Source organism: Luteibacter sp. P4_E6, assembly GCF_056401535.1.
Genome location: NZ_JBFUJE010000100.1, coordinates 1 through 11,102, shown reverse-complemented (window position 1 = coordinate 11,102; position 11,102 = coordinate 1). Strand labels below are relative to the sequence as shown.

9 protein-coding genes are annotated in these 11,102 nt (G+C 64.0%); 6 read left to right on the top strand and 3 right to left on the bottom strand.

The genetic code is table 11. The features are described 5' to 3' along the window. From AC1DT2_RS08635 to AC1DT2_RS08625, 3 genes are all read right to left on the bottom strand, one after another. Positions 1-842 (bottom strand): ParA family protein (locus AC1DT2_RS08635; protein WP_477295868.1); only part of this gene is annotated, 842 nt, incomplete at its 3' end. Positions 843-973: 131 nt separating this feature from the next. After that, positions 974-1,603, bottom strand: coding sequence for a 16S rRNA (guanine(527)-N(7))-methyltransferase RsmG (rsmG, locus tag AC1DT2_RS08630; protein WP_213949117.1), 630 nt, complete (start codon positions 1,601-1,603; stop codon positions 974-976). A gap of 70 nt (positions 1,604-1,673) precedes the next feature. After that, positions 1,674-2,108 (bottom strand): SPFH domain-containing protein, encoded by a 435-nt coding sequence (locus tag AC1DT2_RS08625; protein WP_477295867.1) that lies wholly within the window; start codon positions 2,106-2,108, stop codon positions 1,674-1,676. Positions 2,109-3,015: 907 nt separating this feature from the next. On the opposite strand from AC1DT2_RS08625, the gene AC1DT2_RS08620 reads away from it, so the two are divergent. The 6 genes from AC1DT2_RS08620 to AC1DT2_RS08595 all read left to right on the top strand — a co-directional run. Next, on the top strand, positions 3,016-3,285 hold the full coding sequence (locus AC1DT2_RS08620) for a hypothetical protein (protein ID WP_477295866.1): 270 nt from the start codon (positions 3,016-3,018) through the stop codon (positions 3,283-3,285). Then, on the top strand, positions 3,285-3,548 hold the full coding sequence (locus tag AC1DT2_RS08615; protein WP_477295865.1) for a hypothetical protein: 264 nt from the start codon (positions 3,285-3,287) through the stop codon (positions 3,546-3,548). Before AC1DT2_RS08620 ends, AC1DT2_RS08615 begins: the two co-directional genes overlap by 1 nt. Before the next feature lie 4 nt (positions 3,549-3,552). Further along, positions 3,553-5,157, top strand: coding sequence for a PepSY-associated TM helix domain-containing protein (locus AC1DT2_RS08610; protein WP_477295864.1), 1,605 nt, complete (start codon positions 3,553-3,555; stop codon positions 5,155-5,157). 407 nt (positions 5,158-5,564) lie between these two features. Then, positions 5,565-6,584 carry a LacI family DNA-binding transcriptional regulator gene (locus AC1DT2_RS08605; RefSeq protein WP_345777504.1) on the top strand — a complete coding sequence of 340 codons (1,020 nt, stop codon included), beginning with the start codon at positions 5,565-5,567 and terminating at the stop codon, positions 6,582-6,584. A 236-nt stretch (positions 6,585-6,820) separates the two neighbouring features. Beyond that, positions 6,821-9,844 carry a TonB-dependent receptor gene (locus AC1DT2_RS08600; protein WP_477295863.1) on the top strand — a complete coding sequence of 1,008 codons (3,024 nt, stop codon included), beginning with the start codon at positions 6,821-6,823 and terminating at the stop codon, positions 9,842-9,844. Positions 9,845-10,026: 182 nt separating this feature from the next. Next, a partial coding sequence (locus tag AC1DT2_RS08595; RefSeq protein WP_477295862.1) for a glucoamylase family protein occupies positions 10,027-11,102 on the top strand: 1,076 nt, incomplete at its 3' end.

Below are 11,102 nucleotides of genomic sequence, written 5' to 3'. Positions count from 1 at the left end.
GTCGGAACCGTGTCGGTGGCGTCGGGCGCCGCGTCGTCGGTCTCGGGGGTGTCGCTTGCCGCGCCTTGTGCCGCCAGCATGGCGCGTTCGCGGCGAATGATTTCGCCGGCGAGGCCGATGTAGGCGATGGCGCCGCGCGACCCGCGATCGTAGAGATGAATGGGCTGGCCGTGGCTGGGCGCCTCGGCAAGACGCACGTTACGCGGAATGATCGAGCGCAGCACCTTGTCGCCAAAGTGCAGGGTGAGCTGGGCCGAGACCTCGTTGCCGAGGTTGTTGCGCACGTCGTACATGGTGCGCAGCAGGCCTTCGACCTCGAGTTCGGGGTTCAGGCGCATCCGCACGGCCTTGATCGTGTCGAGCAGGCTCGACAGGCCTTCCAGCGCGAAGTACTCGCACTGCACGGGAATCAGCACGCCGTCGGCCGCGGTGAGCGCGTTGAGCGTCAGCAGGTGCAGCGAGGGCGGGCAGTCGATCAGGATGGTGTGGTAGTTGTCCGCGACCTTGGCGAGCTGCTCTTTCAGGCGATGCTCGCGCGCCATGCCGTCCATCAGTTTCAGCTCGGCGGCGGTGAGGTCGCCGTTACCCGGGAGCAGGTCGTAACCGGCCTCGGTGCGCACCAGCACGCTGCCGATCTCTACTTCGCCCAGCAGCACTTCGCAGCCATTCGGCTTGGCCTCGTGCTTGTCCACGCCCGACGCCATGGTGGCGTTGCCCTGCGGATCGAGGTCGACGAGCAGCACCTTGCGCCGCGCGGCGGCCAGGGCCGCGGCGAGGTTGACGGAGGTGGTGGTCTTGCCGACGCCGCCTTTCTGGTTGGCGACTGCGAGGATGCGGGCCATGGAGGGTCGTTATCTACCGAGCGCGGAAGGGGCGCTAGCGTAGCATTGCCGGGAGGTCCAGCCCTAGACAGGGTGTAAGGGCAGAAGCAGCTCCTTGTGGGAGCCGCTTCAGCGGCGAAGGGTGCTGGCGATCACGCCCGCCGAATCACGACCAGATGCCGCTCGCCCTCGACCCCCGGCACCGTCAACACATGAATCCCCTCGACGGTGAACCCCTCCGGCACCCCATCCAGCTCCTCAGCCGGATGCTTGCCCTTCATCGCCAGCCACACACCACCCGGCGCCAGCAAATGCCCGCCCCAGCCAAGCATGTCCGCCAGGCTGGCGAAAGCACGGGCGGTAATACAGTCGAACGTGCCCTCCACATCCTCGACCCGGCTCTGCAGGGCGCGTCCGTTGGTCAGCTTCAGCGAGCGGATCGCCTCGCGAAGAAAGCGGACCTTCTTGCCGTTGGAGTCGACCATGAGGACCTCGCGCGCCGGCTCGGCGATCGCCAGGGGAATGCCGGGAAGGCCCGGACCGGTCCCCAGATCGGCAAGCGTCGTGCCCTCGACGAACGGGACGATGGCCAGCGAATCCAGAAGGTGGCGCGCGACCTGCTCGTCCGCGTTACGGACCGCTGTCAGGTTATAGGCCGAGTTCCAGCGCTCGAGCAGCTCGCGGTAATCGAGCAGGCGCGCCACGGCGCCCTCGGGCAGGACGGTGCCAAGCGTGGCAATGCCGCGTTCGAGCTGGGTTTGCAGGGCTTCGCGCGCAGTCATGCGACACCGGGGAATGGTGATGGGGCGCAAGAGTATGAAAGCGCCGGCGCGAAGGCGCCAGCGCGGGGGATCAGGCCGCGTCGAGCTCGACGCGGGTGACCAGCATGCCGCGCGAACGCAGCGAGCCATTCATCGTGTGCTTGAGCTGGGTACCGACGGCGCGGCGGTCGGCCGAATGGGCGGAGCTGGCGTCGCGCAGGGCAGCAACAACATTGCTGCGAATCATCTCAGGCGCTTCGTCGATCACTTCGTCGGCCACTTCCGGCTCGAGCACCTGCCAGTAGACCGTGCCGCCGTCGAAACGCAGCGTCTGGCCACCGAGGTCGATCTTGTGGAAAACGCGGTCGATGATCGGCACGAGCATGTGGGTGCCAGCGGTAAGCAACGAGGGCGAGCCGCCGAGGCGACGCACGCTGTAGACCTGACCTTCCGGGATGCGTCGCACCGAGGCCGCCGCAAGAGCGAAGGCAACGAGGGTGGTGGCAATGAGGATGGTGGTCAACATGGCTGCTATTTCAACGAGTTACCGTGGTTTCCTGTCGCACTACGTGGCGAGACGCGCCAACGTGGTGATTCGTGTGGTGTTAATTCTAATTTAACGCAAGGGTTAACGCTAGTTTTACTTAACCCCCGTATTCAGTTAACGGTCGGTTTGGTCAAAACTTGAGCAGGTGGTGATTCTTTGACCAGGCCCACAGCGGTCAGCCGGGCAAAGCAGGCGGCGCCTATAACCGGAGAGATATTCCAGGGAGTTGGAAAGAGGTCTAGGTTTGGCATCAGGAGTTCCACCACCTCGACAAGGAGAAGTCGACATGCGCAGCATCATCAGGTCGGTATCGTCGGCCCTGTTCGGCATTGTCCGCAGCAGGTGTGTCCGGCACGGCGTCGGCCGGCTCGGGCTATATCAACCTCGTGAGTGGCATCCCCCGCTTCAACGTTCCGCGTGCCCTTCCGCGGATGCGCTGGGACACCGACGCGGCGACGCTGTCATGAGGCGTCCCTATGTGTGCTGGCTTTCGATAGCGCTTKCGGTTGCCTGCGTTGGTTTGCCCGAGCGGTCGCAGGCGCGTCAGCTGGAAGACCTTTTCCATAGCCCAGGGGGCTCGCGGACGAGTCGGCCGGCGCCATGCACAGCGAACCGGCTGGCAGCGGCGGCGGCGGCGGCGAGCGCTGCATCGTTTGGCTACGGCATTGACGGCGATGGCTCGGGGACGGGAAGCCAGGGACCGATCACTCACTTTCCGCTGACATGTGACCCTAAACCCAGTAAACCCCGTAGAGCCGTGGACGCTGTCATGGAGATGCTTGGACCGGGAGGCGCCTATTGGCGGCCATACGGACAGTGATACGACGGTTGACCGTCCTGGCTTAAATGATAATAATTATCAATCAGCCATCGACAGGCCATGCCAATGAATACCCTCGGCTGCGTGGCGGCCCTCGTCGCCATGGCCCTCGCTTATCTCTCGGCCCGGAACCAGCGCGTGCTGGCGCGTCCGTTGGGGCGCAGGGGCCGCCTTGCCGCATGGGTTTTCGCCGTCATCGCGTTCGCCGCCTGGATCGCCGGTGAGACGTCGCTTCCCGGGATTGTTGCCGCGCTCGCCGCGCTGATGCTCGGCGCGGTCGCCTGGCCCTATGTGGCATGGCTCTTCCGCCCCGCCGCCGAACGGAAAAACCGCTGATGCTCGCCAAGACCTTCGCCGGCATCCTGCTCGGCCTGCCGCTGGCGCTGGCCCTCATCGCCGTGATGATCTGGATCTGGCCGGGCTCGRGCGAATCGGTGACCCTGCCCTTCCTGGTCGCTTTCTTCCCGGTCTGGACCGGGATCATGGGTGGCACTTATATGTTCCGCAGCGGCGCCCGCGCCTGGGCCTGGCTGGCCGTGGCCAACCTCGCCGCATTCGGCGCCCTGTTCCTTGCCAAGCACACGATGCCGGGGCTCTGATCCGATGAAAGCCTCGACCATTCGCACGTTTACCGTCGTCCACACCTGGACCGGATTGCTTGCTGGCTTCGCGCTGTTCATCGCGTTCTACGCGGGCGCGCTGACGATGTTCCACGACGAGATCGACACCTGGGCGTCGCCCCGGGCCGAGATGGCTCGTGCCGACACGATGGATCGCGTGGAGAAAATGCTCGAGGGCATCGTCGCCACGCACCCCGGGGCGCGCGACCAGATCGGCGTGACCTTCCCAGCCGATCATCCGTCGCACGAGGTGGCCGCGTACTGGATGGACAAGAGCGGCGACTGGAAAACGCAGACGCTCAACGAGAGCAGCGCGCGCGACGCGGAAGACCACGAGCACGCACTGGCCGACTTCGTCTACGAGCTGCACTACGACCTCGGCATCCCGGCGATCGGTATCTATCTGATGGGTGTCGTCAGCGTGATCTACGGTCTCGCCTTGCTTACCGGCCTGCTGATTCATCTGCCCAATCTCGTGCGCGAGCTGTTCGCGCTGCGCCCCGGTCATAACCTCAAGCGGCTGTGGCAGGACGCGCACAACGTCATCGGCATTCTCAGCCTGCCCTTCCACATCATCTTCGCCATCACCGGCGCGTTGCTCTGCCTGACCATGGTCATGTTGATGGCGTTCAACACGGCGGCGTTCGACGGCAAGCTGTTGCTGGCGTTCGAGCGCATGACCAGCGCGCTTCCGGAAACGACGGCGAAGGGTGGCAGCGCGGTGATGCTGACCCCGGCGGAACTCGGTGCGCGGGCGCGCCAGGCGGCAATCGCCTCCGGTGTCGCGAACTTCAAACCCGATTACATGCGTTACGTGCACTACGGCCAGAAGGGCGCGGCTGCGGAAGTACGCGGCACCTCGACCAAGACGCTCGGTGAGTACGGCATGGTCTCGCTCGATGCCGCCGACGGCCATGTTTTGCAGGTGCAGGTGAGCGGGGCGCGCGATGCCAACCACGCGACCTACGCCGCCATCTTCGGGCTGCACTTCGGTTCGTTCGGTAACGTGTCGCTGCGCTGGCTGTACTTCCTGCTTGGGCTTGCTGGCGCCTTCCTTTTCTATTCCGGCAACCTGCTCTATATCGAGACGCGGCGTAAGCGGCGCCAGGCCGAGCAGCCGATGAAGGTACGCGCGATGGCCACGGCTACCGTGGGCGTGTGCATCGGTTCGTGCTTCGCCATCTCGGCGACCTTCCTGGGAAATCTGATCGGGCCGTTGCTTGGCGCCACGCCGGAAGCGATCGTCCAGCCGGTTTGCTTCACTGCCTTCGCGGCCGCCGTGATCTGGACCTTCTGGCGCCGGCCGGCGAAGGCGGCCGTGGATCTGCTCTGCGCGACGGCGCTGGTAAGCGTGACCGTTGGCGTGCTCGACATGGCGATCCACGGAGATCGCCTCATGCGCACGCTGGCGGAGGGTCGCTTCGCCGTGCTGGGCGTGGACCTCGTTGCCATCGCCATGGGCGTGGGCTTCGCGTGGCTAGGCGTCGCCACCCGCAGGCGTGCCGTCGAGGGCGATCCGTGCAGTGTCTGGTCGTCGAAGCGTGTGGTTGCCACCGCCGCCACGTCGACGACAGCGCAGCAAGCGTGAGATTTGGGCAGCACCGCTCTGTGTAGGAGCCGATTCATCGGCGATCCCTAACGGGTCGCGAGCACCCATCGCCGATGAATCGGCTCCTACAGGGGCGAACGAGCGGCGCTTCAAAGCGCAAGAAGTCGCGATTTTCCATGTAACGCCCGTTACTAAACGCGGCAGCCATTCATCTCCGTGACGTTTTCGCTGAGACAGCTGCTGCGTCGCCGCAAACGTTTACGTACCAGTCAAGTCGCTGACACCACACACGTTTTTAACAGGTGGGGGCGAGTGGTATCGCTCTTCGTCCAGTATCGTACCGCAGCGCAACAAGGCCTTGTTTTCGAAGACTTTACAAGCTCCCATGAAAACGTTTACGTTCCGCGCCGTCAGCCCTCCGGGGCGGGGGATAAGGGCGAAAACGCGTGAGTGTGACCATCAAAGACGTCGCGAGAATGGCCAACGTTTCCGTGGCCTCGGTTTCCCGTGCCCTGAACGGCCATGGCGGCGTGACGGCCGAAACCCAGAAGCGGATTCGAGAAGTTGCGACCCGCCTCCGCTACGTTCCGCACAATGCTGCGCGCAGCCTGATCACCCGCCGTACCCAGACCATCGGCGCCCTCCTGCCCGATCTGCACGGTTCGTTCTTCTCCGAACTCATCCGCGGTATCGATCTGGCCGCACGGGCGCGTGGGCTCTACCTGCTGGTCTCCAGCTCCCACGGTGATGCCACCGAAGCCGCCATCGCCCTGCGCGCCATGCAGGGCCGCGTGGACGGCCTGCTGGTGATGTCGCCGCATGCGGACGAAGCGTTCCTCGACGAGAACCTGCCGATCGTCCTGCCGACCGTGCTGATCAACAGCCACGTGCGCTCGGAACGGCACGCCTCGCTCGACGTGGACGACTTCGGCGGTGCCCGCGCCATGACCGAACACCTGCTGGGCCTGGGTCGCAAGCGCATCGTTTTCATTGCCGGTCCCGAAGTGAACCACGACGTGCAGGAGCGTATCCGCGGTTACCGCGACGCCCTGTCCACCGCCGGATTTGGTGGGCGTGCGGCTGTGCTGCACGGCGACTTCACCGAGGAATCCGGTTACCACGCCGGCAAGCAGGCGCTGGCCATGGTGCCGCGCCCCGATGCGATCTTCGCCGCCAACGACATGATGGCGATCGGCTGCCTGTCCGCACTCGCCGAGGCGAAGGTGCGCACGCCCGAAGACATCGCCGTGGTGGGCTTCGACGACATTCCCATGGCGCGCTATGTGTCGCCGCCGTTGACCACGGTGCGCATCCGCATCGCCGAGCTTGGTGAGGCCGCCCTCGAGCGTCTCGCCGCCATGATCGAAGCACCCGACGACGCCGCTCCCGAGCCGCATGTCGTCAGCACCGAAATCGTCGTTCGCGCCTCGTGTGGCGGGAGCGACACGGTAAGACGACGGGCCTGACGCCCGTCGGAATACACGGCTTGCCGGGCCGTGGCTGGAACCTCAGGGACGGCGTCAATCACAGGACATCCGAACGAACTTCCGGTCCGCAACCGCGGAACGGGCGGGAAAGCACGGGGGCATAACGCTCTCGAAAAAGTGGCACGACCACCGCGGACGACACCAATGTCGACCTCCGTGTTTCACGCTCCGCCGGGCCGGACAGCACAGCAAGAACCATTTGGGAGAGGGGATTCATGAAGGTTTCGTCGCATTTGAAGAAAAAGCTGCTGGTCAGTGTCATCGCTGCCGCCGTCGCCACCGCGATCGCACCCGGCGCCGTGTTCGCACAGACCGCCAATGCCACGCTTCGTGGCAAGGCCACGCCGGGCGCCAATGTCACCGTGTTCAACCCGCAGACCGGCCTGACCCGCCATGCGACGGCCGGTGCCGACGGCTCCTACGTGATCAATGGCCTGCCGCCGGCGACGTATCGCGTGGACGCGGGCCCGGCCACGGAGCAGAACATCACGTTGACGGTCGCCTCCACGGCCACCGTGAACCTGATGGCCCCGACCTCCCAGGGCACGACGGCCAACGCGGCCAATGCGACGGCCATGGAAGGCGTGACGGTCGCCGCCACGACGATCCAGGAAGTGAAGACGCCGGAAGTCGGCCAGACGATCTCGCTGCACCAGATCGCGACCATTCCGCAGGCCTCGCGTAACTTCCTCGAGTTCGCCGACACCGTGCCGGGCATGGTCTTCAGCGTCGATGCGAAGGGCAATACGTCGCTTCGCGGCGGCGCACAGAACACCAGCTCGACGAACGTCTACATCGATGGCGTGAGCCAGAAGAGCTACGTGAAGGAAGGCGGCGTCTCCGGCCAGAGTGGTAGCCAGGGCAACCCGTTCCCGCAGCTTGCCATCGGCGAATACAAGGTCATCACCTCGAACTACAAGGCCGAGTACGACCAGGTCTCGAGCGCGGCGATCACCGCCGATACGAAGTCGGGCACCAACGAGTTCCACGGTGAGGTGTTCGGCACGTACACCAACGACGCGTTCCGCAACCGTACGCCGATCGAGAAGTTCTCCGGCAAGAAGGTCGAGTCCGAATCCAAGGAATACGGTTTCGCGCTCGGCGGTCCGATCATCAAGGACAAGATGCATTTCTTCGTGGCCTACGAAGAGAAGAAGTTCGACACGCCGATTTCGGTCACGCCGAACAGCGTCAACAATGCGAATGTCAGTGCGCTGCTTCCCGCGTCCGCGCAGGCTGAAATTGGTCCGGCCAACATCCCCTTCAACGAGAAGCTGTACTTCGGCAAGATCGACTGGGAGCTGACCGACCGCGACCGCATCGAGATCAGCACCCAGGTGCGCCGCGAAACGCAGGTCTCGAACGTCGGCAGCGGTGTGACGGCCTCAGCCGGGCTCGACAACAACAACCACGACACGCGCGGCACGTTCAAGTGGGCCCATAGTGCGGACAGCTGGTACAACGAGCTGATCTTCACCTATGAGAACGCTTATCTGCGGGCGGTCCCGACCACGGTCGGCAACGGCGCCACCTATTCGTACCAGCAGCAGCAGGACGCAACGATCCTGACGACGGGCTCGGCCGATCCGCGCGGGATCTCGGACAAGAGCCAGGAAGGTCCAAGCATCTCCGACACCTTCACCTTCAACGATCTCGAGTGGCACGGCGACCATGTCGTCAAGTTCGGCTACAAGTACAAGTCGGTCGAGCTGAAGGCCGCCGATGCTGCTGCGTCCAATCCGCAGTTCTTCTACGACGTGAATCCGACCGGCACCTCGGCGCAGCCGTGGAAAGTCTTCTACGCGACGCAGCTGCCGGGCGTGGACGGCGTTGCCGACACCACGTCGCGCCAGTACGGCATGTTCGCGCAGGACGACTGGACCGTTAACGACCACCTCACCCTGAACCTCGGCGTGCGCTGGGACTACGAAGTCACGCCGCAGTACACGAACTACGTGACACCCCAGCGCGTGCTCGATGCCCTCAACTCGCAGGACCCGTACGCGGGTGCACCGGTCGGCCAGACCTATGCGGAATCGCTTGCCAAGGGCGGCGTCAACGTCAACGATTACATCAGCACCGGCAATAACCGCAAAGCCTACAAGGGCGAGTGGCAGCCGCGCCTCGGCTTCTCGTACGACCTGTTCGGCGATGAAGCGCATGTCATCCACGGCGGTGCCGGCCGCGCCTACGACCGCAACCTGTTCGACTACCTTCAGGTCGAGCAGACCAAGCTGACGCTGCCGCAGACCACGCTGAACTTCAATCTTCCGACCCACCCGTGTGACACCGGCGCGTCGAACTGCATCCCCTTCAATCCGGCTTATCTGACGGGCGGCCAGGGTGTGTTGAACAGTCTTCTCTCCGGCGGCAATTCCGGCCAGGAAGTGGACATGCTCAACAACCACCTGAAGGCTCCGTACTCCGACCAGTTCAGCCTCGGTATGTCCAATGCCGTCGGTGACTGGCAGACCGATGCCACGGTGACCCGCGTGCTGTCGAGAGACGGTTTCGTGTTCACCCTCGGCAACCGCTTCCCCAACGGCCAGTTCTTCCAGGGCGGTTCACAGCCCTGGAGCAATGGCGTGCCGAACATGGGCGGCCTGATCATCGGTAACAACGGCATCTCCACACGCACCACGCAGGTCCTGCTGTCGGCGAACAAGCCGTACACGGTGGAATCCGGCTGGAGCACAAGCCTGGCGTACACGTACTCGCATGCCAAGCAGAACCGTGACATCAACGAGCATTACTCGTTCGACGAAGCCACGATCAATGACTACCCGTTCATCACTTCGAATGCGGTGGCGAAGCACCGCTTCGTCGGTACGGGTGCGGTCGACCTGCCGTGGGGCATCAATGCCTCGATCAAGCTGACCGTCGCCACGCCGCTGCCGAAGAACGACAACGCCTGCTACGGCGCGATCCTGCCGACAGGTAGCTCCTGCCAGCCGGTTGCTGGTATTCCCCGCGGCTCCAAGTTCCTGGTCGGTGGTGACATCTGGGGTTACCGCGATATCGACGTGCAGTTCACCAAGGACTTCATCATCAGCGGCGACACCAAGATCTACGCCCGCTTCGATATCCTGAACCTGTTCAACTGGACCAACTACGCCGACTACAACACCGCCTGGGGTTCCGGCGGCGAATTCAATCCGAACGGCGTGTCGTACAACAAGCAGGGCAACATCACCTACCTGCCGCGTACCGCACGCTTCACCGTTGGCCTGAAGTTCTGATCGACGGGTGCATCCGGTACGCCGGATGCACCATACTTTCGGCGCCCGCGAGTCTCCCCGCGGGCGCTGCTTTTGTACGGCAAGCAAAGTCCTCCGGGACTTTTATTTGTCTTGATGGCGTAAACGTTTACATACGCCACCGCGGGACGTACCAAAGGATTCGCTCAATGAAAGCCACTACGATGAAACGCCTAGCCCTAGCTCTCGGTGTCATGCTCGCCAGTACCGCCCCCCTTGCCCTCGCGCAGAAAGAACCCGCGAAAGCCAAACACGTGTCGGCCGCCACGCTCAAAGACCTCCACGCCGTCCCGCCCATGGTGGTGGAGCTGGAGAAACGTACGTTCCAGTGGTTTTGGGACAGCGGCAACCCGACCAACGGCCTTATTCCCGATCACTACCCGAGCCCGTCCTTCGCTTCGATCGCCTCGGTCGGTTTCGGCCTGACGGCGTACGGCGTGGGTGTCGAGCGCGGGTATATCACCCGTGACCAGGCGGTCGAGCGCACGCTGGCCACCCTGCGTTTCTTCCACGACGCCCCGCAGAACGACGCCGAAGACGGCGCCACCGGCTACAAAGGCTTCTTCTATCACTTCCTGAACATGCAGACCGGTCAGCGTGAAGCGCGCTGGACCGAAGTCTCCACGGTGGACACGACGCTGCTGCTCGGTGGCATCCTGTTCGCGCAGAGCTATTACGACCACGACAACCCGCAGGAAGCCGAGATTCGCCAGCTTGCCGACGACATTTACCGTCGCGTCGAATGGACCTGGGCGCAGAACCACGGTGCCCTGATCAGCATGGGCTGGACACCCGGCGGCAAGATGATTCCGCACGACTGGGCCGGCTATAACGAAGGCATGCTGGTGTACATCCTGGCCCTCGGTTCGCCCACGCACCCGGTGAACGAGGATGCCTGGCACGCCTGGACGGCTACGTACGACAAGACCTGGGGCGAGTTCCACGGCCAGACCTTCCTCAACTTCGCACCGATGTTCGGTCACCAGTACAGCCATACCTGGGTGGATTTCCGCGGCATCCGCGACGCCTGGGGCCGTGACCACAACATGGACTACTTCGAGAACASCCGTCGTGCGACATACTCACAGCAGGCCTATGCGGTAGCCAATCCCGGCGGCTGGAACGGTTACGGCAAGAACATCTGGGGCCTCACCGCCAGTAATGGCCCCGGCGGCCTGATCGTCAAGCAGGGCGACAAAGAGCGCACTTTCGCCGGTTACACCGCACGAGGCGCCGGCCT

What these genes read in the sequence shown, in the direction of transcription:
- rsmG (WP_213949117.1), bottom strand. Translation starts at nt 1,603, where the DNA reads ATGACTGCGCGCGAAGCCCTGCAAACCCAGCTCGAACGCGGCATTGCC.
- AC1DT2_RS08625 (WP_477295867.1), bottom strand. Translation starts at nt 2,108, where the DNA reads ATGTTGACCACCATCCTCATTGCCACCACCCTCGTTGCCTTCGCTCTT.
- AC1DT2_RS08620 (WP_477295866.1), top strand. Translation starts at nt 3,016, where the DNA reads ATGAATACCCTCGGCTGCGTGGCGGCCCTCGTCGCCATGGCCCTCGCT.
- AC1DT2_RS08610 (WP_477295864.1), top strand. Translation starts at nt 3,553, where the DNA reads ATGAAAGCCTCGACCATTCGCACGTTTACCGTCGTCCACACCTGGACC.
- AC1DT2_RS08600 (WP_477295863.1), top strand. Translation starts at nt 6,821, where the DNA reads ATGAAGGTTTCGTCGCATTTGAAGAAAAAGCTGCTGGTCAGTGTCATC.